Source organism: Alteraurantiacibacter aquimixticola (assembly GCF_004965515.1).
GTDB classification, from domain to species: Bacteria; Pseudomonadota; Alphaproteobacteria; order Sphingomonadales; family Sphingomonadaceae; genus Alteraurantiacibacter; species Alteraurantiacibacter aquimixticola.
In genome coordinates this window covers 244,997-270,742 of the sequence record NZ_SSHH01000002.1, presented here as the reverse complement: position 1 = coordinate 270,742, position 25,746 = coordinate 244,997, and the positions used below count along the sequence as shown (strand labels likewise).

Genomic DNA, 25,746 nt, shown 5'->3' with positions numbered 1-25,746 from the left:
GGGACACGGTTCATGGTGTGCCCCCTAGCGGGATTCCCCCTCTCGCGGAAATGACGAATGTGATCTTTTTTGAAACTTGATTCGCTGTCCTTCGCGGACTGTCAGGCGGCCTCCGCCCCGCGCATCATGCCGACGATGCCGGTGCGGCCGACTTCGACCAGCCCCAGCTCGCGCATCAGGGCGACGAAGCTGTCGATCTTTTCCGGCGTTCCGGTCAGCTCGAAAATGAAGCTGGAGGTCGTCGTGTCCACCACGCTGGCGCGGAACACATCGGCCAGGCGCAGCGCCTCGACCCGGTCCTCGCCCTTGCCGGCGACCTTGATCAGCGCCAGCTCGCGTTCGACATGCGGGCCTTCATCGGTGAGGTCGGTGACCTTGTGCACGGGCACCAGCCGCTCCAGCTGCGCCATGATCTGGTCGATCACGGGGGGAGGGCCGTTGGTGACCACGGTGATCCGGCTGATGTGGTGGTCCTCGGAGATGTCCGCCACTGTCAGGCTGTCGATATTGTATCCGCGCGCGGTGAACAGGCCGGTGATCTTGGCCAGGATCCCCGGCTCGTTATCGACCACGATGGTCAGCACATGCCGTTCGGATTCGCGATGCTGTATCTTCATCACACCAGCGCCTTCGCTTCGTCTTCAAGGGTTCCGGCGACCTGGTCGCCATAAAGCAGCATGTCGGTATGCGCCGCTCCGCTGGGGATCATCGGGAAGCAGTTGGCTTCCTTCGACACCTGGCAATCGACCATCACCGGCCCGTCATGCGCGATCATCGCCTCGATCCCGGCGTCGAGTTCGGATTCGTCGTGGATACGGATGCCCTTCCAGCCATAGGCTTCGGCGAGCTTCACGAAATCGGGCAGGCTGTCCGAATAAGAATTCGAATAGCGGCTTTCATAGGTCAGTTCCTGCCATTGGCGGACCATGCCCATATATTCGTTGTTGAGGATGAACACCTTCACCGGCAGGCGGAACTGGCTGGCTGTGCCCAGCTCCTGGATGTTCATCTGGATCGATGCCTCACCGGCAACGTCGATCACCAGCGAATCCGGATTGCCCAGCTGCGCGCCGATCGCGGCGGGCAGACCATAGCCCATCGTGCCCAGGCCGCCGGAGGTGAGCCACTTGTTCGGGCCCATGAAGCCGAAATACTGCGCGGCCCACATCTGGTGCTGGCCCACTTCGGTGGTGATGATGGGATCGCGATCCTTTGTCAGCGCGAACAGACGCTCGACCGCCAGCTGCGGCATGATCGCCTCGCTGCTGGCCGGATAGGCGAGGCTTTCGCGCGCGCGCCAGCCGGCAATGCGCGCCTTCCATTCGCCGAGGTCGTTGGCGGGGCGCTTGCCCCATGCCTCGATCAGCTGCTCGAGCACCGTGGCGCAATCGCCGACAATGCCGAGGTCCACCGGCACCACCTTATTGATGCTGGCGCGGTCGATATCGATGTGGATTTTCTTGGAATCCGGGCTGAACGCATCGAGGCGGCCGGTCACGCGGTCATCGAAACGCGCGCCGATATTCACCATCACGTCGCATTGGTTCATCGCCATATTGGCTTCCAGCGTCCCGTGCATACCCAGCATGCCCAGCCAGTCTGGATGATCGGCGGAGAAGGCGCCCAGGCCCATCAGCGTGGAGGTGACGGGCGCGCCGGTCAGCTGCTGCAGCTTGCGCAGCAATTCGGTGGCGCGCGGGCCGGAATTGATCACGCCGCCACCGGTATAGAAGATCGGTGCCTTGGCATTGGCGATCATTTCCATCGCCTCGCCGATCTCGTCAGCGGCAGCAACCATGCGCGGGTGATAGCGCTTGGGCCGCTGGATCGGGCCGTCGGGCAGCCAGGCGGTGGCGACCTGCACGTTCTTGGGAATGTCGATCACGACCGGGCCGGGGCGGCCGGTGGTGGCGATCTCGAACGCCTCCTCCACCGTCGCGGCGAGGTCTGCTGGGTCCTTCACGAGGTAATTGTGCTTGGTGCAGTGGCGCGTGAGGCCGACCGTATCGGCTTCCTGGAAGGCATCGGTGCCGATCAGGTTCGTCGCCACTTGTCCGGTGATGACCACCAGCGGGATGGAATCGAGGAAGGCGTCGGCAATGCCGGTAATGGCATTGGTCGCGCCGGGGCCGGAGGTGACGAGCACCACGCCGGCCTTGCCGGTGGAGCGGGCATAACCTTCGGCCGCATGCGCCGCGCCAGCCTCGTGCCGGACGAGGATGTGACGGATGCGGTCATCCGAAAACAGCTCGTCATAGATGGGCAGAACCGCGCCGCCGGGATAGCCGAAAACGAATTCGACGCCCTGGCGCACCAGCGTTTCGCACAATATCGCAGCGCCGCTGCGTTCCTCGTTCACTTTACTTCTCCCGAATGCTTCGGATCGATTTTCCTGCGCCGGAAATGACGGACCCGACACGATCGCTCGTGCCGGGCCGCTCCTCCCCAACAGGTAAACTGACTTGGCGCTAGCTATGAGACAGGAAATGTCCTGTCAACCCCTTCTATGCAAATAAAATTTCAAACTGTGTCTTCAAATCGACATTTTCTGGCGTTTGGCGTGGCCATTCTTGCGGGGGCTGGTGGCGGAGCCACGTATATTGCCGTTTTGCGTATTGCCGGGTCGCCTGGCTGCCGGCGGCGAGCGCCTCCTCGCGGGTCATCTCCCCGCGCAGTATCGCGGCAATTTCGGGCACACCGATGGCACGCATTACCGGCAGGTCGGGATCGAGATCGCGTGCAAGGAGCGCTTCGACCTCGGCAATCGCGCCTGCCTCCAGCATGTGTTCGAAGCGCATGTCACAGCGGGCGTAGAGCGCCTCGCGTTCGGGCAGCAGGATGAGCGGGGCGAGGGTGATCTCGTCACCGATCCCGCCTTCCTCGCGCTGCTGCCACCAGCCGAGCGGGTGACCGGTGGAGCGGACCACCTCCAATGCGCGGGCGATCCGCTGCGTGTCGCCGGGCGCCAGCTGCGCCGCGCGGTCGGGGTCTTCGCCTTGCAGCGCTGCATAGGCTTCCTCGACGGGCAGGGCGCGGACCTCTTCGCGAATGGCCGGATCGATCTTCGGCACCGGGGCGATGCCTTCGAGCAAGGTGCGTATATAGAGCCCCGTCCCGCCGCACAGGACCGGCACCGCGCCTCTGGCATGCGCCGCCGCAATCTCCGCCTTGGCGCGCGCGGCCCAGTCGGCAGCGGAGCAGGCCTCGGCCCCGTCCCACGCGCCGAACAGTACATGTGGCACGCCCTGCATTTCCTCCTCGGAGGGCCGTGCGCTCAGGACGCGCAAATCGGCATAGACCTGCGCGCTGTCGGCGTTGATCACCACGGCCTCGCGGCCTGCCTCTTGCAGCGTCAATGCCAGCTTCACGGCCAGATCGCTCTTGCCGCTGGCGGTCGGCCCTGCGATGAGCGCGACCGGATTCGCCCCTGGAGATACAGACTTGCTCATTGCCCGCCTGATAGCAGACCCCGTCACGCTGGAAACACGTCTCGAAGCAGCCACCGCCGCGCTGGCCGAAGCGGGCCTCCCGCTCGCCCACGCGCAGATGCTGGATTTCTGCGGCGACGTGCTGCAGCTGGAGTTGCCGGGGGACGACATGGCGGTGCTGCGCCGCGTGCTGGACGAGCATTTCTCCCCCAGCGATGCGATTATTGCGCGGGATGATATCCGCGTGCCGGACGTCTTCGTGTCGGACATGGATTCGACCATGATCGGCCAGGAATGCATCGATGAGCTGGCCGATTTCGCCAATCTCAAACCGCAGATCGCCGCCATCACCGAACGCGCCATGCAGGGCGAGCTCGATTTCGAGGCCGCCCTGCGCGAGCGTGTCGGCCTGCTCGCCGGGCTTGAGGAAGGCGCGATCCAGCGTTGCCTCGACGAACGCATTCGCCCCAATCCCGGCGCGCGCGTGCTGGTCGAAACGCTGAAGAGCCGTGGCTGCCGCACCGTGCTGGTGACTGGCGGCTTCCACCACTTCGCCGATCCGGTGGCAGAGACGATCGGATTCGAGCGTGTGGTCGGCAACCGCCTTGAGGTTGCTGGCGGCAAGCTGACCGGCGGGCTGGTGGGTGCGATCACCGATAGCTCGGTGAAGAAGCGCGTGCTGCTGGAAGAGATGGAGCAGCGTGGCAATGGCGCGCAGAGCATGGGTGCTGGCGACGGCGCAAACGACATCCCGATGCTGGAAGCGTCGACCTATGGCATCGCCTATTACGCCAAGCCCAAGGCGCGCCTCGCCGCCAATGGCTGGATCGACCGCGGTGACCTGACCGCGCTGCTCAAGCTGCTGGAAATCCGCGAAGAGGACTGGGTGGCGGGCTGACCCGCCGACCCAGCTCCCCTCTTACGCTTCCATCCAGTCCTTGAAGAAGGACTGGTGCGCCGCGCGCAGTTCTTCGACTGACTTGCCGAACAGGCTGTCACCCGTGACCGTACCCAGGCGGCGGAAGCCGACGAGGGCGGTGTCCTCGTCGCGCGTGCCCTTGGCGAGCTGCGCGTTGAAGGCATCGGTATCGGGAACGGTGATGACGTAGCGGCCCTGGTCCTCGCCGAACCACCAAGCGGCGGCGGTATAGTCCTCATTCGCGGAGACTTCGGCACCCAGGCCACTGGCGATCGCCATTTCGGCAAGCGCAACCGCAAGGCCGCCATCGGAAACGTCATGCACCGCGCTGACAAGGCCGGCCTCGATGAGCTCACGGATCGTCTCGCCCGCATTCTTTTCCAGCGTCAGGTCGACGGGCGGAGCGCGGCCTTCGTCGCGGCCATGGATTTCGGACAGCCACAGCGACTTGCCGAGATGCGAGCGTTCCGGATCGGGTGTGGCCCATGCCTCTGAGCCGACGAGGTAGATGGCATCGCCTTCGTTCTTGAAAGGCATGGTCATCATCGTGTCGTAGTCGTCGATCAGGCCAACACCGCCAATGGCGGGCGTGGGCAGGATGGCGGAGCCGCCGCCGGTCGCCTTGCTTTCATTATAGAGGCTGACATTGCCCGACACGATCGGGAAGTCGAGTACGCGGCACGCGTTGCCCATGCCGTCCAGCGCATGGACGAATTGCGCCATGATTTCCGGGCGCTGCGGATTGGCGAAGTTGAGGCAGTTGGTAATCGCCAGCGGGCGCGCGCCTACCGCGCAGAGGTTACGGAACGCTTCCGCCACCGCCTGCTTGCCGCCTTCATAGGGGTTGGCGTGGACATAGCGCGGGGTGCAATCGGTGGTGATCGCCAGCGCCTTCTTCGTGCCATGCACGCGCACCACGCCCGCATCGCCGCCGGTCTGCAGCGTGTCCGCGCCAACCTGGCTGTCATATTGCTCCGAAATCCACTTGCGCGAGGAGAGGTTGGGGCTGGCGAGCAGCTTCAGCAGGTCCCCGCCGACATCGTCCGTATCCGGGCGGTTCTGCATCGGCGAAATGCCGGCCCAGGCGATGTAGTCCTCCATCGACATATAGGGCCGGTCGTATTCGGGCGCATCGGCGGCAAGCGGGCCGAGCGGGATATCGCAAACCACTTCACCGTCGAATTCGAGCACCATGTGGCGCGTGTCGGTGACTTCGCCGATAACCGCGAAATCGAGTTCCCACTTGCGGAAAATCTCTTCCGCCATCGCTTCCTTGCCGGGCTTCAGCACCATGAGCATACGCTCCTGGCTCTCGCTCAGCATCATTTCGTAAGGCGTCATGCCTTCCTCGCGGCAGGGTACCTTGTTCATGTCGAGGCGGATGCCCGTCTCGCCATTGGTGGCCATTTCCACGCTGGAGGAGGTGAGGCCAGCCGCGCCCATGTCCTGGATGGCGACGATCGCATCGGTGGCCATAAGTTCGAGGCATGCCTCGATCAGCAGCTTCTCGGTGAAGGGATCGCCCACCTGCACGGTGGGGCGCTTCTCTTCCGAATCCTCGGCGAAGTCGGCACTCGCCATGGTCGCGCCATGGATGCCGTCACGCCCGGTCTTGGAGCCGACATAGACGATCGGGTTCCCGATGCCGGTCGCGGCGGAATAGAAGATCTTGTCCGTATCGGCGACGCCAACGGTCATCGCGTTGACCAGGATATTGCCGTCATAGGCGGGGTGGAAATTCGTCTCCCCGCACACGGTCGGCACGCCCACGCAATTGCCATAGCCGCCAATGCCCGCGACCACGCCCTGGACGAGGTGCTTCATCTTCGGATGGTCCGGACGGCCGAAGCGCAGCGCATTGGCATTGGCCACCGGGCGCGCGCCCATGGTGAAGACGTCGCGCAGGATGCCGCCAACGCCCGTCGCCGCGCCCTGGTAGGGCTCGATGTAACTGGGGTGGTTGTGGCTCTCCATTTTGAAGATTGCCGCCTGCCCGTCACCGATATCGATAACGCCGGCATTCTCGCCCGGGCCGCAGATCACCCACGGCGCTTCGGTCGGCAGCTTCTTCAGGTGCAGGCGAGAGCTCTTGTAGGAACAATGCTCGGACCACATGACGGAGAAGATACCCAGCTCGACCAGGTTGGGCTCGCGACCCAGTGCATGCAGCACGCGGTCATATTCTTCGGGGCTGAGGCCGTGCGCCTCGACGACTTCTGAGGTGATTTCGGACATGGGCGCAGCCATTAGCGGGCAAGAACGGGAGTCGCTAGTCCTGCCGTGCTTGACCATGCGCGCTGTCCCCGCCAAACCGGCGCATATGGACCAGCAGGCTGCAAATATCGGCGAAATGAGCTTCGAGGACGCGTTGAAAGCGCTCGAAGAGGTGGTGAAGCGGCTCGAGAGCGGTGAAGTGCCGCTCGACGAATCGATTGCCCTCTATGAACGCGGAGAGGCGCTGCGCGGCCATTGCCAGGCGCGGCTGGACGCGGCGCAGGCGCGGATCGAGAAGATCGTGGCTGGTGCCGACGGCAAGCCGGCGGCCACCGAACCTTTCGACGCAGGCTGACGGGGCGGTGGGACTCGTCCTCGCAGACGATTTGCTGGGCCGCGGCCTGCAGCGCATCCAGCGCGAGGTGGATGCCGCTTTCGATGCAATCCTTCCCGTTCCCGAGGATGCCCGCGCCTCGCTGGTCGAGGCCATGCGCTATGCCGCTATCGGCGGTGGCAAAAGGGTGCGCCCGCTGCTGCTGGTCACGGTGGCGGAGATGTACGGCGCCTCACGCCAGGCGGCGGTGCGTGCAGGCTGTGCGATCGAGGCGATCCATGTCTATTCGCTGATCCATGACGATTTGCCCTGCATGGATGATGACGACATGCGCCACGGCAAGCCCACCCTGCACAAGGCCTTCGACGAGGCGATTGCCGTGCTGGCGGGCGATTCGCTCCATGCGCTGGCATTTGAACTCCTCGCCATGCGCGAGATCAGCCCCGATCCCTTCATCCGCGCCGAGATGGTGGCGGCCCTCGCCACCGCCAGCGGGCACAATGGGATGGCCGGTGGCCAGGTCATGGACATGGTGGCGGACGGGGAGGAATTCGATCTCCACACCGTAACCCGCCTGCAGCAGCTCAAGACTGGTGCCTTGCTGGGCGCAGCTGTGGAAATGGGCGCGATCCTTGGCAAGGTGCCGGAGGAGGCGCGCGGCCATTTGCGCGCCTATGCCCGCGACATCGGCCTCGCCTTCCAGATTGCCGACGATTTGCTCGACCATGATGGTGACGAGGAGAAGGCCGGCAAGGCGCTGCGCAAGGATGCGGAGCAGGGCAAGGCAACCTTCGTTTCGCTGATGGGCGCCGACAAGGCGCGCGAACAGGCCCGTGCCCTGTCTGACCAGGCGGTGGGCCACCTCGTCCAGCATGGCAAGGAAGCCGATCTGCTGCGTGCGTTGGCCCGCTTTGTCGTTGAGAGAGATCGCTGATGACCACGCGCATCGGCCTTTATCCCGGCACCTTCGACCCGTTCACGCTGGGCCATGCCGATATCATGCGGCGCGGGGCAAAGCTGGTGGACCGGCTGATCATCGGCGTCACCACCAACCCTTCCAAGAACCCCATGTTCACGCCCGAAGAGCGGATGGAGATGGTCGCCAGCGAAGTGGAGCGCCTCGGCCTCGACAATGTCGAGATCAAGGGGTTCGATGCGCTGCTGATGGACGTCGCCGAGCGCGAGGGCGCCACCATGATCATCCGCGGCCTGCGCGCCGTGGCGGACTTCGAATATGAGTACCAGATGGCGGGCATGAACCAGCAATTGAATGCCGGGATCGAAACGGTCTTCCTGATGGCAGATATCTCGCTGCAGCCGATCGCCTCCAAGCTGGTGAAGGAAATCGCCCTCTATGGCGGCGACGTTTCCCGCTTCGTCAGTCCGGCCATCCGCGACAAGGTGGTGGCCCGGGTCGAGCAGGTCGGCCGCAAGGGGGATCGCTGATCCTGTGGGTGGCCATGCAGCTGTTCATTGAACTGTCAGCGCCTTCGCCCTAGGGCATGCCGCAAGATTTCATCCGGGATATCTCCGAACTTGACCATGAAGACACTTTTCACACGCTTCTTCGCTTTCCTTGCCGCTTTCGCGCTGGCCGGCCCGGCCATGGCGCAGGACGCTGCGGCCGAGGGTGAGCAGCAGCCAGCCCGCCGCATTCCGATCGCCGCCAACTACGATCCGACAGAGGATCTTGAGAACCTGTGGTATCTCGACCTGTCGAACGGAACGCGCGTCACCGTTCGCCTGGTGCCTGAGTGGGCGCCCAGCCATGTCGAACGGATCAAGGAACTCACCCGTGACGGTTTTTACAATGGCGTGATCTTCCACCGCGTGATCGACGGCTTCATGGCGCAGACGGGCGATCCCACCGGTACCGGGCAGGGCGGATCGACGCTCCCCGACTTGGCTGAGGAATTCAACCAGTTCCCGCATGTGCGCGGCAGCGTCTCCATGGCCCGTGCACAGGAAGAGGACAGCGCCAACTCGCAGTTCTTCATCGTCTTCTATCCGCGTTTTGCGCTCGACCGGAACTACACCAATTTCGGCCGCGTGATTGCCGGGATGGACGGTGTCGATGCGATCGAGCGGGGCGAGCCGCCGGCCAATCCCACGCGCATCCTGCAGGCGAGCATTGCCGCCGACGGCGTGCCGCAGATGATGCCCCAGCCCGAGCGCCCGCAGCAGATCATCACCGCCGACATACTGAGCAACTCGCAGAGCGAGTAAGACCTCGCGCATATTGGCGCGATGCGTTTGAGCGGCTAGGGGCCGCGCATGCGCGTTGACCTGTTCGATTTCGACCTCCCGCCAGAACTTATAGCGCTGCGCCCCGTGCGGCCGCGCGATGCCGCGCGCATGCTGGTGGTGCGCGGGGCAGATGCGCCGTTCGAGGATCGCGGCGTGCTCGACCTGCCGCAGCTGCTCGAGCCCGGCGACGTGATGGTCTTCAACGACACCCGCGTCATTCCCGCCCAGCTGGAAGGGCGGCGCGGAGAGGCGCGCATTGGCGCAACGCTGCACAAGCGCGTGGACTTGCGCCGCTGGCAGGCCTTCATCCGTAATGCCAAGCGCGTGCGTGAGGGCGATGTGCTGGAATTCCCGGCCGATGTTTCCGCCATCGCGGAGAAGCGCCACGAGGACGGAAGCTTCACGCTCGCCTTTGAGGGGGGTGAGCCGGTCGAAGTGCTGCTGGAGCGGGCAGGGCGCATGCCGCTGCCGCCCTATATCGCCGGCAAGCGAGAGACCGACGAGCAGGATCGCAAGGACTATCAGACCATCTTCGCGCGCGAGGAAGGCGCGGTGGCGGCGCCCACCGCATCGCTGCATTTCACCCAGCGCCTGCTCGATGCGCTGGACGAGCGCGGGGTGATCCGCACCACGCTGACCCTGCATGTGGGCGCAGGCACCTTCCTGCCGGTCAAGGCCGGGGATACGGCGGACCACCGCATGCATGCCGAATTCGGCCGCATCGATGCGGAGACCGCCCAGCTGCTCAACGAAACGCGCGCCAAGGGCGGCCGAATCATTGCCGCGGGCACCACCGCGCTACGCCTGCTGGAAAGTGCGGCGGATGAGGACGGGATCATCCACCCCTTCGAAGGCGATACAGCGATCTTCATCACGCCCGGTTACCGCTTCCGCGGCGTGGACGGGCTGATGACCAATTTCCACCTGCCCAAGTCCACGCTGTTCATGCTGGTCAGCGCCCTCATGGGGCTCGACCGCATGCAGGCCGCCTATGCCCACGCGATTGCGCAAGGGTATCGCTTCTACAGCTATGGCGATTCCAGTCTTTTGCTCCCTTAGATAGAGAGACCAACTTCGTCATTGCGAGTGGCCATAGGCCACGCGGCAATCCAGGGCGTTTGCGCGCATCGGCCTTGGATTGCTTCGCTGCGTCGCAGCTCGCAATGACGGCCAAGGGGCGGCGTCCTACTCCGTCGTCTTGCCGTCGAAATGTTCGTGGCTCGCTTCGGCCTCGGCGCAGGTCGCATGGACGGTGCCGTCAATATGCTCGGGCGGGCCGTAGATCGTGTAGAGCTTGAGCGGTTCGGTGCCGGTGCAGCGGACATTGTGCCGCGCGCCCTGGGGCACGATCACCGCGTCATCCGCCTTCACCGCATAGACATTGTCGTCCACCGTCACTTCGCCTTCGCCGTCTTCGAAGCGGAAGAACTGGTCGCGGTCGTCATGCACTTCGGCGCCGATTTCTTCGCCGGGCTGGATGGTCATCAGCACCAGCTGGAGGTTGTGGCCAGTGTAGAGCACCTTGCGGAACAGCTCGTTCTGCTCGGTCGCTTCCTCGATATTGTCGAAATATCCCTTCATCTCTCACTCCTGATCCTCGGTTTCGATACGCGAGCATCCTATGCCAACTGTGGCGGAAAGTCCGCATTGGCCTGGGTCAAAAAATGGTTCTCTTGTAAAACCCGCCATCGTCGTCACATTCGCTCGTGATGAGCACGACCCCTCCCGATCCGATTCTGGATATTCGCGGTCTCGAAAAGACCTACAGGAATGGCCCTACCGCGCTTGGCGGTGTGGACCTCCAAATCCGCAAGGGCGAGATTTTCGCGCTGCTGGGGCCGAACGGGGCGGGGAAGACCACGCTGATCGGATCCGTCTGCGGGCTGGTGAATCCCACCGGCGGGTCGATCCAGGCTTTCGGCCTCGACATCCGCAAGCACTGGCGCGAAGTGCGCTGCCGCATCGGGCTGGTGCCGCAGGAATTGAGCTTCGACATGTTCGACAAGGTGATCCGGCAAGTGCGCTATTCGCGCGGCATGTTCGGCTGCGCACCGGATGAGGCGCGGATCGAGGAAGTGCTCAAGGCTCTCAGCCTGTGGGACAAGCGCGACGAGCCGATCCGTAAGCTGTCGGGCGGGATGAAGCGCCGCGTGATGATCGCCAAGGCGCTGGCGCATGATCCGGACCTGCTCTTCCTCGACGAGCCTACAGCTGGCGTTGACGTCGAACTGCGCCGCGACATGTGGAAGCAGATCGAGGGGCTGCGCGAGCGCGGCACCACCATCATCCTCACCACCCATTACATCGAGGAGGCGGAGGAAATGGCCGACCGCGTGGGCGTGATCAACAAGGGCCGGATCCTGCTGACCGACGACAAGGACGCGATCATGGCGCAGCTGGGCCGCACCGAAGCGGTGTTCGAACTGGCCGAGCCGATGGGCGAGATTCCCGCCGCCCTGTCCGAATATCCGGTCACGCTGGAAGATGAGGGCCGCAAGCTTGTCTATCGCGGCGGCGACGGCACCGGCACGGGCAAGCGTGAAGTGGCAGAGCTGGCGCAGGACCTTACCCGCAGCGGCATCGCCTTCACCGGCCTAGATGCACATGAATCCTCGCTGGAGGAAATTTTCGTCGGCCTTGTCGAACAGGGCAAAGAGGAGATCGCGGCATGAACCTGCGCGGCGCCATCGCGATCCTGAAGAACGAGCTGCAGCGGTTCTTCCGCACTGTCCTTGGATCGATCCTCTCTCCTGTCCTCACCACCTCGCTCTATATCGTCGTCTTCGGGGCCGCGATTGGCGGGCAGATGGACCCGGCGCAGTTCGGCGGGTCATCTTACGGCGCGTTTATCGTGCCCGGCCTGATCATGCTGACGCTGCTGTCGGAGAGTACCTCCAACGCCAGCTTCGGTATCTACATGCCCAAGTTCACCGGCGCGATTTACGAGCTGCTTTCCGCGCCCGTGGGCGTTGCTGAGACGATCATCGGCTTTGTCGGCGCGGCGGCGATGAAGTCGCTCATCATTGCCGTGATCATCCTCGCCACCGCGAGGGTCTTTGTCGATTACTCGATCGCCTATCCGCTGCTGGCGATGGGCTATATCGTGCTGGTCGCGGCGGCCTTTGCCCTGTTCGGTTTCATCCTGGGTCTGTGGGCGGACGGGTTCGAGAAGCTGCAGATTGTCCCCATGCTGATCCTGATGCCGCTGACCTTCCTTGGCGGCACCTTCTATTCGATCGAAATGCTGGCAGAGCCCTGGCGCACGGTCGCGCAGTTCAACCCGATCTTCTACCTGATCAATGGCCTGCGCTGGACCTTCACCGGCTCCTCCGACGTGCCGATCGGCATTGCCTTCGGCTTCACGCTGGCCTTCCTTGTGCTGTGCATCGGCATCATCGCCTGGATCTTCAAGACGGGGTGGCGATTGCGCGAATGACCGGCTAACCAGCCGCGCATGAGGATAGCGACCGTTTCCCTTCCGCTGGCAGCCTTTGCTGCCGTGCCCGCTCATGCCCAGCTGCCAGAGCCTGTGCGCGACATGATCGAGGCGGCGATCGAAACCGGCGATGCTGATACGGTCGAGGCGGTGACCAGTGTCGCGCGCAGCACCAATCCCGACGACGGGGCCGAAATCGATGCAATGCTGGAGCAGTTCCAGGCTGCACAGGCCGAGGCCGCCGCTGCCGAAGCGGCCGCGCAGGAACTGGCCCTTCGCGAAGCCGGTGTGCTCGATAACTGGAGCGGGGAGGGGCAGATCGGTGCCTTCCAGTCCTCCGGCAATACCAGCGCCGTCGGCCTCACCGCACAGATCGAGCTGGACCGCGAAGGCATCGACTGGGAGCATCGCCTGCGGTTTGCCGCGGACTATCGCCGCAATAATGGCGAGACCCAACGCGAGCAGTTCGTCGGCCTCTATGAACCGCGCTACCAGATCAGTGAGCGCCTGTTTGCCTATGCGCTGGCGCAGTTCGAACGTGACCGGTTCCAGGGCTTTTCGGCGCGCTATTCGGTATCGGGCGGCCTTGGCTATCGGCTGATCCAAAATGAATCGATGCGCCTTTCGGTGAAGGCCGGTCCTGCATGGCGCCACACCAGGCTGGTCAATGGCCTGTCCGAAAGCAGTATCGCCGGGCTGCTGGGCGTGGATTTCGACTGGACGATCTCTGACCGCATCAAGCTGACGCAGGATACCAGTGCGGTGGCGGAGGCGGGCGGCAGCGCGGTTGCCTTCATCGGCAGCGACAATACCAGCATCAATCTGGTCACCGGGCTGGAAGGCAAGATCAATGACAGCCTGACAGCGCGCCTATCCTATACGGTGGAATATGACAGCAACCCACCGGAGGGCGCCGTCTCCACCGATACGCTGACGCGCTTCACGCTGGTCTACGGATTCTGATCGCCATGGCTGACACCAAACCGCGCTTTACCTTCACGCTGAAGGCCATCGACGGGGCCGCGCGCACCGGCGAGATCGCGATGAAGCGCGGTACCATCCGCACGCCTGCCTTCATGCCGGTCGGTACGGCGGCAACGGTGAAGGCGATGAAGCCGGAGGCCGTGCGCGCGCTGGGCGCCGACATCATCCTCGGCAATACCTACCACCTGATGCTGCGCCCGGGGGCGGAGCGGGTGGCAAAGCTGGGCGGCTTGCACAAGTTCATGAACTGGCACCGCCCGATCCTGACCGATAGCGGCGGCTACCAGGTGATGAGCCTCTCCGACCTCAGGAAGCTCACCGAGGAAGGAGTGGAGTTCAAGAGCCACCTCGACGGCAGCCGCCATATGCTCAGCCCCGAACGCAGCATGGCAATCCAGCGCCTGCTCGGCTCCGACATCGTGATGGCCTTCGACGAATGCCCGCGCGCCGACCGGCCGCGTGACGAGATCGCCGCCAGCATGGAGCTATCCATGCGCTGGGCGAAGCGCAGCCGCGAAGGGTTCGACAGCGGCGAGGAACACGCTGCGCGCTCCGCTCTGTTCGGCATCCAGCAGGGCGCTCTGGATGAGGATCTGCGCCGCATCTCCGCGCAGAAGCTGACCGAGATCGGTTTTGACGGCTACGCCATCGGCGGGCTTGCCGTGGGCGAGGGGCAGGAGGCGATGTTCGCAACGCTCGATTTCGCACCGGCCATGCTGCCCGAAAACGCGCCACGCTACCTGATGGGCGTGGGCAAGCCCGACGATTTGGTGGGCGCGGTGGAGCGTGGCGTCGACATGTTCGATTGCGTGCTGCCCACGCGTTCAGGCCGCAACGGGCAGGCCTTCACCTGGAACGGCCCGCTCAATCTCAGGAATGCGCGCCATGCCGAGGATACCGGCCCGCTGGATGAGCGCTGCTCCTGCACCACATGCGCCAGCTACAGCCGCGCCTATCTCCACCATCTGCAGAAGTCCGGAGAGATCCTCGGCGCCATGCTGGTGACCGAGCACAACCTCGCCTTCTACCAGCAGCTGATGCAGGCGATGCGCGATGCTATCGGCGAGGGGCACTTTGCTGCCTTCGCCCGGCAGTTCCGGGCCGATTATTTGGGCTGAAATAAAGCGGCTGAAACGAAAAAGGGCGGCCCCGCGGGACCGCCCTTTTTCGTGCTTGGATTGCCGAGAGATCAGCGCGAGTAGAACTCGACCACCAGGTTCGGTTCCATCGTCACCGGATAGGGCACCTCGTCCAGCGAAGGAACGCGAGTGTAGGTAACCTTGTCGGTGCCATCGGGCACGACATAGTCGGGAATGTCGCGCTCGGGCAGGCTCTGCGCTTCGATGACCAGGGCCATTTCCTTGGCCTTGTCACCCAGCGAGATCACGTCGCCCACGTCAATGCGGCGGCTGGCGACATTGCACTTCACGCCATTCACGCGGATGTGACCGTGCGAAACGATCTGGCGGGCGGCGAAGATCGTCGGCGCGAACTTGGCGCGATAGACGATCATGTCCAGGCGACGCTCGAGCAGGCCGATCAGGTTCTGGCCGGTGTCGCCCTTCATCGCAGCCGCATCCTTGTAGGTGCGCTTGAACTGCTTTTCGGTGACGTCGCCGTAATAGCCCTTCAGCTTCTGCTTGGCGCGCAGCTGCAGGCCGAAGTCGGACATCTTGCTCTTGCGGCGCTGGCCGTGCTGGCCGGGACCGTAGGAACGCTTGTTGACCGGGGAATTCGGGCGACCCCAGATGTTTTCGCCCATGCGGCGGTCGAGCTTGTGCTTGGCGCTGGTGCGCTTCGTCATGGTATTCTCCAATTTGCTGTCGGCACCCCGATGGTGCCGCTTCAACCCGGCTTCGCACCGCCATGGCTGTTCCATGACGCGGCCACCGCTTCACCGGGATGCGGGGCCAATCGCAAATCCGCCGCGAGGGACGGGCTGACGAAGTGAAGGCGCGCATTTAGCCGTGTGCGCCGGAAAGTCAAGGCTGCGGAGGGCCTAGCAGCCGCCGAACTGATCCTGGCGGCATTCCTTGCCGCCCGAGGCATTGCGCCCCATGCGATCCATCTCATTGCGGGTGCGGGAATGCACGTCATCCCACTCATCGCGCGTCAGGCAGGTGCGCGTCCGCCGCGTCAGCGATCCAGTCACGCGTTCGGTGCGGCAGACGACCTCGCTGCCGCGATCGTCTTCTGCCTCTTCTGCGACATCTGCATCTTGCTCGGAAGCTTGCGTGGCCTGCGTGGTCGAGTCGTCCTCATCACGTTCCTGGGCAAGCGCCGCAGAAGTCGCGAAAACCAGTGTAACGGCAGCGGCAATATAGAATTTCATCAATGCACCCTCCTACTAGGCTGGCCGCCTACACTATTGCGAGCGCGAATGGGAGGGGCGCATCTGTGCTCTTATACGCTGGAATCAGCAGCGGCTCGTGACCGGATTGTCCGGGATGCACTGGCTGCCCGAAGCCCGCCTGCCCATGCTATCCAGTTCGTTACGGGTACGGGAATGTACTTCCGCCCATTCGTCGCGAGTCAGGCAGGTGCGGGTGCGGCGGGTCAGCGAACCGGTGACGCGTTCGGTGCGGCAGACTACCTCGCTGCCGCGATCATCGGCCTCTTCATCTTCCGCCTCTTCACCGATTTCCTGCGCGGCGGCAGTCGCTTGTTGCTCGGCAGGGTCCTGCTCTGCCTCCTGCGCGAGCGCTGCGGTCGTCCCGAAGGCCAGCGTCGCTGCGGCAAAAAAGTGCGCTTTCATGAGTATCCTCCGTAAGTTGTAGCGGAGTATACACGAAGGCGGTGTGCCAAGGGAAAAATTATACTGGAAAGTTTTACTTGCCAGTGGAGGTAATGCCTAATCCACTTTGCGCGGCGGCCGTTCCAGGCTGCTGAGGATCCCACGCAAGGTGCGCACTTCCAGGTGGTTCCAGCCGGGCTTCGTCAGCAATGACCGCATGGTCCGGCGCGTGGCTTCGGCGCGATGTTCCGGCAGGAAATAGCCCTTGGTCTCCAGCATGCCTTCCAGATGGCCGATCAGGCCCTCCAGCTCGTCCTGCGGGGCAGGGGGAAGGAGCTCCTCTTCGGTCGGTACGGCAAGGTCGCAATGTTTCGACCATTCATAGGCGCACAGGATCACCGCCTGGGCGAGGTTGAGCGAGCCGAATTCGGGATTGATCGGCACGGTCAGGATCGCGCGGGCGAGCGCGACATCCGTGGTTTCCAGCCCCGAACGTTCCGGCCCGAACAGGATGGCGCTGCGCCCGTCCTGCGTGGCGATCTCGCGCGCAGCCGCATCAGGGGTGACCACGGGCTTGGTCACGCCGCGCTTGCGCACGGTGGTGGCGTAGACATGCGCGCAATCAGCCACCGCCTCTGCCGTGCTGTCGAAGACCTGCGCCTGTTCGAGGACGATATCCGCGCCCGCCGCGGCGGGGCCGGCGGAAGGGTTGGGCCAGCCGTCGCGGGGGGCAACCAGCCGCATTTCGGTCAGCCCGAAATTGAGCATGGCGCGCGCCGCCTTGCCGATATTCTCACCCAGTTGCGGGCAGACCAGCACGATGACCGGATTCCTATTCGCCTCCGGCATCACGGACCTGGCTGGCGAATTCGGCGAAATCCTTGGCTTCCCCGAAGTCGCGATAGACCGAGGCAAAGCGGATATAGGCAACCGAATCGATCTGCTTCAGCCCGTCCATCACCATTTCGCCGATCAGAGAGGAGGATACTTCGCTTTCGCCCGCGGTTTCGACCTGGCGCTGGATGCCCGACACGAGCTGGTCGATCCGTTCCTGGTCGATCCCGCGCTTGCGGCAAGCCAGGCTGACCGATTGCTCGATCTTCGGGCGGTTGAAGCTTTCGCGCTTGCCGTCGCTCTTCACCACGGTGACATCACGCAATTGCACGCGCTCGAAAGTGGTGAAACGCGCGCCGCAGCCTTCGCACTGGCGGCGGCGGCGGATGGCGGTGTTGTCTTCGGTCGGGCGCGAGTCCTTCACCTGGCTCGCGTCATTGGCGCAAAAGGGGCAGCGCATGCGGGATCAGGGACGCACGCGTTTGTAGAGCATGAAGGCGGCACCCGCTGCGAGGCCGACGGGCCAGCTGATCATCGGGAGGATCGCGCCGGCCACTGCGCCCACGGCAGCTCCGGTCAGGACAGGTTTCGTCGAGGGGTGGGACATTCCTTCGCGCCCCATTTCCTTCGCCTCTTCTACCGCATCCACCAGAATCGTGCGGTCGATCGGATCTTTGTCGTCGGTCATGATGCTTACCTCCCGGGATAGACGGGAAACGCCTCGCACAATTCTGCCACTTCGCGGCGCACCCGCTCTTCTACCTGTGCATCGCCTTCTTCGCCATTGCGGCTCATGCCGGTCACGACATCGGCAATCATAGCGCCGACCTTGCGGAATTCCGCCGGGCCGAAACCGCGCGTGGTGCCGGCGGGAGTGCCGAGGCGCACGCCCGACGTCACGAAGGGCGACTTGGTGTCGAAGGGGATGCCGTTCTTGTTGCAGGTGAGATAGGCGCGATCGAGGCCCTTCTCAGCTGCCTTGCCGGTCACGTCCTTGGGCGTGAGATCGACCAGCATCAGGTGGTTGTCCGTGCCGCCGGAAACGACGCGCAGGCCCGATTCCTCAAGGCTGGAAGCGAGCGCCTTGGCATTCTCGACGATGGAGGAGGCATAGGTCTTGAATTCGGGGCGCAGCGCCTCGCCAAAAGCGACGGCCTTGGCGGCGATGATATGCACCAGCGGGCCGCCCTGCATGCCGGGGAAAACCGCCATGTTGATCGGCTTGGTCAGCTCCTCGTCATTCCACAGGATGATGCCCGAACGCGGGCCGCGCAGGCTCTTATGCGTGGTCGAGGTGACGATATGCGCATGCGGGAAGGGGTTGGGATGCGCGCCGCCGGCGACGAGGCCGGAGAAGTGCGACATGTCGGCTAGCAAATAGGCGCCCACTTCATCGGCAATCTCGCGGAATGCCTTGAAATCCCATGTGCGCGGATAGGCGGTCGCGCCCGAGATGATCAGCTTGGGCTTGTGCTCCAGCGCCAGCTTGCGGACCTGGTCCATGTCCAGCCGCTCGTCTTCCTTGCGCACGCCATAGGGCACGGCGTTGAACCACTTGCCGCTCATGTTCACGGGCGAACCGTGGGTCAGGTGACCGCCGCTGGCGAGGTCGAGACCCATGAAGGTATCGCCGGGATTGAGCAGGGCGAGGAACACCGCCTGGTTCATCTGCGAACCGGAGTTGGGCTGGACGTTGGCGAAATTGCAGCCGAACAGCTTCTTCGCGCGTTCGATGGCGAGGGTCTCCACCTCGTCCGCATAATCGCAGCCGCCGTAATAGCGCTTGCCCGGATAGCCTTCGGCATATTTGTTGGTGAAGACGCTGCCAGTCGCTTCGAGAACGGCGGGGCTGGTGATGTTTTCGCTGGCGATCAGCTCGATCCGGTCGCGCTGGCGGCCCAGCTCCTTGCGGATCATCCCGAAGACTTCGGGATCGGCATCTTCGAGACTGTCATTCCAGAAACGGTTGAGCCAGCTGCTCTGGGCGGGATTGGTGGCGGTGGACATCAGGCGTCTTCCTGCAAGATCTTGATGAAGCTGGGTTCGGAAAGCTTGGCGACCCGGCCTGCGTGCCGGCCGCCTGCGAATTCGCACTCAAGGAAGGTCTTGAGGCAGCTGCGGGCCATGTCGGCACCCGTCAGGCGCGCTCCCATGGCAATGACATTGGCGTCATTGTGCTCACGGGCGAGGGCTGCGGAATAGGGTTCGCTGACCAGCGCGCAGCGCGCGCCAGGGTGGCGATTGACGGCGATGGAAATGCCGATGCCCGAACCGCACAGGGCGACGCCGCGATCTGCCTTGCCTGAGGACACGGCAGTGGCGAGCTTGTATCCATAGTCTGGATAATCAACACGTTCGATGCCGTTGGGGCCCAGGTCCATGACCTCGTGTCCCCATTCCTGCAAGTCGCGCACAAGTTCGTCCTTGAGGTCGACTGCGGCGTGGTCGGAAGCGATCGCGATCTTCATGGAGCGCCACATAGGGACTTGAGGCCGGTGATGCTAGGCGCAAATGCCCTTTTGCCACCACATCCTTTTGGCCCAGGTGGCTGCTGTCCTGAACTGGATCAGGGTATCCGCGCTCTGAACTGGACCTGCCATTCGTTCGTCGCTCCGCCGCCTTGCATCTGCCCCTTTGGGTTGACGCAGACGAAGCGCACATCGGGGTCATAACCCGCGGCCGGCGTGTAGGTGCAGGCGGCATAGCTGGCGGGCGCCGCGGCCCCGCTGGCATAAGCGACGTCACGGCCATAGACGAAGTCGAGCCCCGAACCGTTGTCGATCCATACCACCGGGTTCAGCGCCGGTCCGGCAGCGTCAAAATCGCCGTTATAGAATTCCATGTTCGCAGGCAGCAGGTCCACCATGAAAACCGAGTCTGCATCGGTCGCGCCATCGCCGCTATTAGTCACCGTGATTGAGTAGACGACATCGGTCTGCGGCAGCCGATGTCCCCCGGCCACATAGGAAACGGAAGCCTTGGTCACGGCGATTTCGGGGGTGGGTGGGTCGGCGATGGTGCATTTTTCGACAAAGCCGACACCATCGACGCGGACGCCGCCATTGAGCCTGCCGATCCGGACATAGCGGATACCGGTGCCGGGCACGGTGACGGTGTCGTGGCGCAGGATATTCGGGGACCATCGGCCCGCGATCGAACCCGGGCTCCAGTTGGGAAGCGTGCCGATCGTGCCGAGCGAGGTCCAGCTGGTCCCGTCGGCCGATACCGAGATGCGCACGCCGGCCGTGTCAAACCAGTGCTGGGTCAGCGAGAGGGTGAGGGCGGTATTTCCCGCGACCAATATGTTGGGATCGCCGGTCAGGTCGATCTGGATATAGCTCCACCACAAGACCTCGCCGAAGGTTGCCGACTGGTCATTGGTACCGGCCGGGGCGTAGGCACCTTCGGCCTTGGGCGCCGGGTTGTTGTCGGAAAAGATGGCGTCGAAACCATAGCCGGCTTCGGCAATCGGGCTCATCCCTGCCGGGCATATTCCCGTGCCGGGCGGAGCGGGGTTGCTGACATGGATGGTGACCGTGGCCGTATCGCAATTGAACTTCAGCGGCGTCTCGCAAACTTCGTAGGTGAAGCTGTAGGTGCCGGTGGCGGCACCGGCGACCACGCCGACCTTGCCGGTTGCAGTGTCGAAGGTGAGCTGGGGCGGAAGGCCGATGGCCGTCAGCACGGGATTGAAGATGGGCAGGCCATCGTCGCTGTCATTGTCGAGCACGCTAACCACATTGGCGGCGCCCGATGTTGCGTCCGTCACCACGCCGGTGTCGTTGGCAGCCACCATGGTCACTGGCACGCGTACATTGATGCCGTCGAGCGCGATGTCGTTGCCGCAGCCGCCAGGCGCATTGTTGGAAAGGACCAGCACCACATCTCCGCCCGCGACGGGAGTCGTGAAACGCAGTTTGTAGGTCCGCCATTGGGGGGTGGTGCTGAAAGGAATGACCCCGGTATCGATAACGTCCAGCAGGGAGCCCGTCGGCGTTTCCACGCGCATCTTCACATTGGGCAGGATCAAGCCGCCCGCATTCGCGTCGCAATAATCCTTGTCGGCCTGCGAGTTGGTGGGCGTTAGCTGGGCGACCAGCTCGAAAGTGGTATTGGGCGTCAGCGTGATCTGCCGTCTGTAAAACTCGTCCTCGACGCCCGCCGTGGCATTCACGACGAGCATGAAGCCGGTGCCGTTACCGGTAGTGTGATCGAAGATGTCCGCCCATTGGTTGAACGCCTGCTTGGTGTTGCTGGCAATCGTATACTGCCCGTCGAGCAAGAAGTCCGGGTAAACGCCGGTCGTCGTGCCGTTATAGGTATAGGTGGTCGTCCCGGCCGGCAGTGGCGGACCCAGCGGCGTGCCCGATCCGAAGTCTTCCTGAAAGATTACCTGGGCGTGGGCGGGCACGGCGCAAAAGAAGAGCGCCAGTGCCAGCATCGCTTTCAGGTGTTGTTTTAACGGCATGAGCCCATCGACCAGTCAGTTTCAGCTTCAGCCAATAGGGCATGCAGCGTCGGCCAGGGCGGCGAATGAGGCGAATTAGACTAATGTATGACTGCGTTTGCCGGTCGTTAGGAAAGCGGTGCAGAATGGATTGCCAAATGAAAAGCCCCGCCGAAGCGGGGCCTTTGCGGGATCACTGGTCGAGGAACGACCGCATCTTGCGGCTGCGGCTCGGGTGCTTGAGCTTGCGCAGCGCCTTCGCCTCGATCTGACGGATACGTTCGCGCGTCACGCTGAACTGCTGGCCGACTTCCTCCAGCGTGTGATCGGTGTTCATGCCGATGCCGAAGCGCATGCGCAGCACGCGTTCCTCGCGCGGGGTGAGGCTGGCGAGCACGCGGGTGACGGTTTCCTTGAGGTTCGCCTGGATCGCGGCGTCCACCGGGATCACGGCGTTCTTGTCCTCGATGAAATCGCCCAGATGCGAATCCTCCTCGTCGCCGATCGGCGTTTCGAGAGAGATCGGCTCCTTGGCGATCTTCATCACCTTGCGGACCTTTTCCAGCGGCATGGAAAGGCGCTCGGCCATTTCCTCCGGCGTCGGCTCGCGGCCCTGCTCGTGCAGGAACTGGCGGCTGGTGCGCACCAGCTTGTTGATCGTCTCGATCATGTGAACCGGGATACGGATCGTGCGTGCCTGGTCCGCGATCGAGCGGGTGATCGCCTGGCGGATCCACCAGGTGGCATAGGTGCTGAACTTGTAGCCGCGGCGGTACTCGAACTTGTCGACCGCCTTCATCAGGCCGATATTGCCTTCCTGGATCAGGTCGAGGAATTGCAGGCCGCGATTGGTGTATTTCTTGGCGATGGAGATCACCAGGCGCAGGTTCGCTTCGACCATTTCCTTCTTGGCGATACGCGCCTCGCGCTCACCCTTTTGCACCATGTTCACGATGCGGCGGAACTCGGGCAGGCTCATACCGGTATTGGCGGCGATGTCTGCGATCTCGGCGCGAATACGCTCGACAGCGTCGGCTTCCTTCTCAGCGAAGGCAGCCCACTTCTTGTCCTTCTTCGCATTGGCCCTCAGCCAGCTGTCATCCAGCTCATTGCCGACATAGGCATCGAGGAAGTCCTTGCGCTTTACCTTGTGCCGCTCGGCCAGGCGCAGCATCTGCCCGCCCAGCGCGGTGAGGCGGCGATTGAAGGCATAGAGATTGTCGACGAGGTATTCGATCTTGGTCGCGTGGAACTGCACGGATTCGACCTCGGCGGTCAGATCCTCGCGCAGCTTCTCGTACTTGTTTTCCTTCGCCTTGGGGAATTCGTCGCCCGCACCGAGCACTTCGACACGCTCCGCCTGCAGCTTCTCGAACTTCTTGAAGAGGTCGGTGATGCGGGCGAAGCGTTCGATGGCGTCGGGCTTGAGCGCCGCTTCCATCTGGGCGAGGGACATGGTGTTGTCTTCCTCGTCATCCTCTTCGCGGCGCCGCGAGGAACCGCCTTCGCCGTCCTCGTCCTCGTCGCCGTCTTCTTCCTCCTCGTCCATGTCCTCATCGTCGTCACGGATGGAGGGGCCGGCGGTTTCCTCGGAGATCTCGCCGTCGTCATCGTCCTCGGCGCCTTCCTCCATCTTGTCGACGGGCGGTTCCTTGGACAGCATGGCGTCGAGATCGAGGATCTCGCGCAGCTGCATTTCCTCGCTGTTGAGCGCTTCGGACCACATGATGATGGCGTGGAAGGTGATCGGGCTCTCGCACAGACCCATGATCATCGTGTCGCGACCGGCCTCGATCCGCTTGGCGATGGCGATTTCGCCCTCGCGGCTGAGCAGCTCGACCGCGCCCATTTCGCGCAGATACATGCGCACCGGGTCATCGGTGCGTTCGCCGGTGGTAGTGGTCTTCTTCTTCTCCGGGACATTTTGCTTGGCGTCGTCGTCGCCATCGTCGTCGGAACCGGTGGGGGCGATCTCCTCCGGCCCGTCACCATCGTCGTCCTGCGCGTCCTCGTCGCTTTCGACGATCTGCACGCCCATTTCGGAAATGGCGGTCTGGATGTCCTCGATCTGGTCGCTGCCCAGGTCCTGCGGCAGCGCCTCGTTCAGCTCATCATAGGTGATGTAGCCCTTGCGCTTCGCCTTCGCGATCATCTTCTTGATCGAAGATTCGTTCAGGTCGATCAGCGGAGCATCATCGTTCTGCTTGGTCTTGGCTTCGGTGGCCATAGAATCTTTAATCCGTTTCCTGGTCGCCGCCGGCATTGATTGCACCAGCGGCAGACTGTCCCTCCGGCGCCACCTCGGCGGCGCGTTTGCGAGCCATTTGCCCGAGTCGCGACTCGATTTCCAGCTTTCGTTTGCGCAAGCGTTGCTGCTCGGCAAAGGCGCCTTCCGGATCGGTCTCGAAGCGGGACGTGGCCGCGGCAATGGCTGCATCCAGCTGGGGACGTTCCACCAGCAGAGCAATCGCCTCGGCCAAATCCTCCCTGGCGTCGTCCGGATCGGAGCCTTCCACGAGGAAGGAAAAACGAGTGTTATCCGGCGGTGGCGGCAGGATGCCTGAAGCAGATATGGGCGAATTCGCACCGTCTTCAAGTGTTTCGGCGGCGTCGAGCAAATAATCCACAGCGGCGCTGCTTTCGGGCACCAGCTTGGTGAGGCGCAACAACTGTTCGGCATGCCGGTCTATCTGGTCCGGATGGCGGGCGAGGCCGGCCAGCACCGCCTGCGCCAGCATGTCGCGGAAGTTGCCACTGGCGGCGCGCTTGAGCTGCGCGGTCATCTGCGGTGATTGCGCTGGCTGGAAGGGTCGCGCCTGCCTGCCGGGTTGCCAGCCGGTTTTCTGGAACTCGCGCTTCGGGAAGGCGAAGGCGGAGTAAAGATCGAGCCATTCGCGGCGGTAGAGCGAGCGAATATCAGGGTGCTGGATCGCATCGGCATGGGCCAGCAGCCGTTCCTTCAATCCGGCCTTGTCTTCGGGCGAGGCGAGGGGGCGGGCGTCGCGCTCCTCTTCCCAGACCAGCTCCAGCATCGACTTGGGCGCGGCGAGCAATTGCTCCATCGCCTTTGCGCCTTGTTGCTTGATGAGGTCGTCGGGATCGAGCCCGCCGGGCAATTGCACGATTTGCAGCGAATGGCCGGGCCGCAGCAGGGGCAGCGCGCGGGAGACCGCCTTCATCGCCGCGCGCCTGCCGGCGGCATCGCCATCGAAGCAGAGCACCGGCTTTTCGACCATGCGCCACAAGAGCTCGATCTGGTTATCGGTGAGTGCCGTGCCCATCGGCGCGACCGCATCCTCGAACCCGGCGGCGGCCAGCGCGATCACGTCCATATAGCCTTCGACCACCACCACCCGGTCCGACTGGCGGCTCGCAGGCGCGGCGCGATGGATGTTGTAGAGCGTGCGGCCCTTGTCGAAGAGCGGCGTGTCCGGGCTGTTGAGATACTTTGCCACCCCATCGCGGCTCTCGAGGATGCGCCCGCCGAACGCGATTACCCGCTCGCGTGCATCCTGGATGGGCAGCATCAGGCGGCCGCGGAAGCGGTCATAGGGCGGCTTGTCATCAACGCTGATGAGCAGGCCGGCTTCGACCAGCATGTGCTCATCAAAACGGGACAGGGCTTCTTTCAAGCCGCCGCGGCTGTCCGGCGCGAAGCCGAAGCCGAAACGCTCGATCGTCCGGTCGTTGAAACCGCGCGATGCGAGATAGTCGCGCGCCTGCTTCCCCTGTGGCGAGCGCAGGTTCTGCACGAACCAGTCCTGCGCCGCCTGCATCACATCGTGCAGCCCGGCGCGCTGTTCGGCCCGTTGCGCCTCGCGCGGGTCCGGGCGGGGCACTTCCATCCCCGCTTCCGCCGCCAGTTCCTTCACCGCATCCATGAAGGACAGGCCGCGCTGGTCAGTCATCCAGCTGATGACATCGCCATGCGCCTGGCAGCCGAAGCAGTGATAGAAACCCTTCTGGTCATTGACCGTGAAGCTGGGCGTCTTCTCGTTGTGGAAGGGGCAGCACGCCTTCCATTCGCGCCCCGCGCGCTGGAGCTTGGTCGTACGCATGATCACGCTGGAAAGCGTGATGCGGGACCTCAGTTCATCCAGCCATTGCGGGGAAAGCGCCATGGGGCACCATTGCGCGGCCATGGCCCGATGTTCAAGTCATGCCGTTTG

The 25,746-nt window shown here is 63.6% G+C and carries 26 protein-coding genes; 10 read left to right on the top strand and 16 right to left on the bottom strand.

What is annotated here, in order from left to right; genetic code table 11:
• Positions 1–101: 101 nt before the first annotated feature.
• The 3 genes from ilvN to miaA form a co-directional block, all read right to left on the bottom strand.
• Positions 102–617, bottom strand: a complete 516-nt coding sequence (gene ilvN, locus E5222_RS07740; protein ID WP_136693198.1) for an acetolactate synthase small subunit — start codon at positions 615–617, stop codon at positions 102–104.
• Complete coding sequence (ilvB, locus tag E5222_RS07735) at positions 617–2,359, bottom strand: biosynthetic-type acetolactate synthase large subunit (RefSeq protein WP_136693197.1); 1,743 nt, start codon at positions 2,357–2,359, stop codon at positions 617–619. Before ilvB ends, ilvN begins: the two co-directional genes overlap by 1 nt.
• A gap of 145 nt (positions 2,360–2,504) precedes the next feature.
• Positions 2,505–3,449, bottom strand: coding sequence for a tRNA (adenosine(37)-N6)-dimethylallyltransferase MiaA (gene miaA / locus E5222_RS07730; protein ID WP_136693196.1), 945 nt, complete (start codon positions 3,447–3,449; stop codon positions 2,505–2,507).
• Here miaA and serB point away from each other — a divergent pair.
• Entirely contained in the window at positions 3,442–4,326 is an 885-nt protein-coding gene (gene serB / locus E5222_RS07725) for a phosphoserine phosphatase SerB (protein WP_136693195.1), read from the top strand. The two genes, miaA and serB, sit on opposite strands and share 8 nt — an antisense overlap.
• A 21-nt stretch (positions 4,327–4,347) precedes the next feature.
• On the opposite strand, the gene purL is transcribed toward serB, so the two are convergent.
• Positions 4,348–6,582 (bottom strand): phosphoribosylformylglycinamidine synthase subunit PurL, encoded by a 2,235-nt coding sequence (gene purL / locus E5222_RS07720; RefSeq protein ID WP_136693194.1) that lies wholly within the window; start codon positions 6,580–6,582, stop codon positions 4,348–4,350.
• Between the two features lie 85 nt (positions 6,583–6,667).
• Here purL and E5222_RS07715 point away from each other — a divergent pair, with 85 nt between their 5' ends.
• From E5222_RS07715 to queA, 5 genes are all read left to right on the top strand, one after another.
• The gene (locus E5222_RS07715; RefSeq protein ID WP_136693193.1) at positions 6,668–6,916 is read left to right on the top strand and encodes an exodeoxyribonuclease VII small subunit; all 249 of its coding nucleotides are present in this window, start codon (positions 6,668–6,670) and stop codon (positions 6,914–6,916) included.
• Positions 6,917–6,923: 7 nt separating this feature from the next.
• Entirely contained in the window at positions 6,924–7,829 is a 906-nt protein-coding gene (locus E5222_RS07710) for a polyprenyl synthetase family protein (protein ID WP_136693192.1), read from the top strand.
• Complete coding sequence (coaD, locus tag E5222_RS07705) at positions 7,829–8,341, top strand: pantetheine-phosphate adenylyltransferase (RefSeq protein WP_136693191.1); 513 nt, start codon at positions 7,829–7,831, stop codon at positions 8,339–8,341. Before E5222_RS07710 ends, coaD begins: the two co-directional genes overlap by 1 nt.
• Before the next feature lie 96 nt (positions 8,342–8,437).
• Positions 8,438–9,121 (top strand): peptidylprolyl isomerase, encoded by a 684-nt coding sequence (locus E5222_RS07700; protein ID WP_136693190.1) that lies wholly within the window; start codon positions 8,438–8,440, stop codon positions 9,119–9,121.
• Between the two features lie 48 nt (positions 9,122–9,169).
• Positions 9,170–10,201: a tRNA preQ1(34) S-adenosylmethionine ribosyltransferase-isomerase QueA gene (gene queA / locus E5222_RS07695; protein ID WP_136693189.1), complete on the top strand. Its 1,032-nt coding sequence runs from the start codon at positions 9,170–9,172 to the stop codon at positions 10,199–10,201.
• Positions 10,202–10,327: 126 nt separating this feature from the next.
• On the opposite strand, the gene E5222_RS07690 is transcribed toward queA, so the two are convergent.
• Positions 10,328–10,723 carry a cupin domain-containing protein gene (locus tag E5222_RS07690; protein ID WP_136693188.1) on the bottom strand — a complete coding sequence of 132 codons (396 nt, stop codon included), beginning with the start codon at positions 10,721–10,723 and terminating at the stop codon, positions 10,328–10,330.
• Positions 10,724–10,851: 128 nt separating this feature from the next.
• Here E5222_RS07690 and E5222_RS07685 point away from each other — a divergent pair, with 128 nt between their 5' ends.
• From E5222_RS07685 to tgt, 4 genes are read left to right on the top strand one after another with little or no spacing between them, the layout of a single operon-like run.
• Complete coding sequence (locus E5222_RS07685) at positions 10,852–11,814, top strand: ABC transporter ATP-binding protein (RefSeq protein ID WP_136693187.1); 963 nt, start codon at positions 10,852–10,854, stop codon at positions 11,812–11,814.
• The gene (locus E5222_RS07680; RefSeq protein ID WP_136693186.1) at positions 11,811–12,578 is read left to right on the top strand and encodes an ABC transporter permease; all 768 of its coding nucleotides are present in this window, start codon (positions 11,811–11,813) and stop codon (positions 12,576–12,578) included. The genes E5222_RS07685 and E5222_RS07680 overlap by 4 nt, the downstream gene beginning before the upstream one ends.
• An 18-nt stretch (positions 12,579–12,596) precedes the next feature.
• Entirely contained in the window at positions 12,597–13,541 is a 945-nt protein-coding gene (locus E5222_RS07675; protein ID WP_136693185.1) for a DUF481 domain-containing protein, read from the top strand.
• Positions 13,542–13,546: 5 nt separating this feature from the next.
• Complete coding sequence (gene tgt / locus E5222_RS07670) at positions 13,547–14,680, top strand: tRNA guanosine(34) transglycosylase Tgt (RefSeq protein WP_136693184.1); 1,134 nt, start codon at positions 13,547–13,549, stop codon at positions 14,678–14,680.
• Between the two features lie 71 nt (positions 14,681–14,751).
• Here tgt and rpsD read toward each other — a convergent pair whose 3' ends face one another.
• From rpsD to dnaG, 11 genes are all read right to left on the bottom strand, one after another.
• Positions 14,752–15,366, bottom strand: a complete 615-nt coding sequence (gene rpsD, locus E5222_RS07665) for a 30S ribosomal protein S4 (protein ID WP_136693183.1) — start codon at positions 15,364–15,366, stop codon at positions 14,752–14,754.
• Between the two features lie 195 nt (positions 15,367–15,561).
• On the bottom strand, positions 15,562–15,894 hold the full coding sequence (locus E5222_RS07660) for a hypothetical protein (RefSeq protein ID WP_136693182.1): 333 nt from the start codon (positions 15,892–15,894) through the stop codon (positions 15,562–15,564).
• Positions 15,895–15,978: 84 nt separating this feature from the next.
• Positions 15,979–16,317 (bottom strand): hypothetical protein, encoded by a 339-nt coding sequence (locus E5222_RS07655; RefSeq protein ID WP_136693181.1) that lies wholly within the window; start codon positions 16,315–16,317, stop codon positions 15,979–15,981.
• 96 nt (positions 16,318–16,413) lie between these two features.
• Positions 16,414–17,145 (bottom strand): RNA methyltransferase, encoded by a 732-nt coding sequence (locus tag E5222_RS07650; RefSeq protein ID WP_136693180.1) that lies wholly within the window; start codon positions 17,143–17,145, stop codon positions 16,414–16,416.
• Entirely contained in the window at positions 17,129–17,590 is a 462-nt protein-coding gene (nrdR, locus tag E5222_RS07645) for a transcriptional regulator NrdR (protein WP_136693179.1), read from the bottom strand. The genes E5222_RS07650 and nrdR overlap by 17 nt, the downstream gene beginning before the upstream one ends.
• Positions 17,591–17,596: 6 nt before the next feature.
• Positions 17,597–17,818: a hypothetical protein gene (locus E5222_RS07640; protein ID WP_136693178.1), complete on the bottom strand. Its 222-nt coding sequence runs from the start codon at positions 17,816–17,818 to the stop codon at positions 17,597–17,599.
• A 5-nt stretch (positions 17,819–17,823) separates the two neighbouring features.
• Positions 17,824–19,137 (bottom strand): serine hydroxymethyltransferase, encoded by a 1,314-nt coding sequence (gene glyA, locus E5222_RS07635; RefSeq protein WP_136693177.1) that lies wholly within the window; start codon positions 19,135–19,137, stop codon positions 17,824–17,826.
• Positions 19,137–19,598, bottom strand: a complete 462-nt coding sequence (gene rpiB / locus E5222_RS07630) for a ribose 5-phosphate isomerase B (RefSeq protein ID WP_136693176.1) — start codon at positions 19,596–19,598, stop codon at positions 19,137–19,139. Before rpiB ends, glyA begins: the two co-directional genes overlap by 1 nt.
• Before the next feature lie 98 nt (positions 19,599–19,696).
• A complete protein-coding gene (locus E5222_RS07625) occupies positions 19,697–21,598 on the bottom strand; it encodes a hypothetical protein (protein ID WP_136693175.1) in 1,902 nt (633 codons plus the stop codon).
• 172 nt (positions 21,599–21,770) lie between these two features.
• Positions 21,771–23,804: an RNA polymerase sigma factor RpoD gene (gene rpoD / locus E5222_RS07620; RefSeq protein ID WP_136693174.1), complete on the bottom strand. Its 2,034-nt coding sequence runs from the start codon at positions 23,802–23,804 to the stop codon at positions 21,771–21,773.
• 7 nt (positions 23,805–23,811) lie between these two features.
• Positions 23,812–25,698, bottom strand: a complete 1,887-nt coding sequence (dnaG, locus tag E5222_RS07615) for a DNA primase (RefSeq protein ID WP_136693173.1) — start codon at positions 25,696–25,698, stop codon at positions 23,812–23,814.
• Between the last annotated feature and the right edge of the window lie 48 nt (positions 25,699–25,746).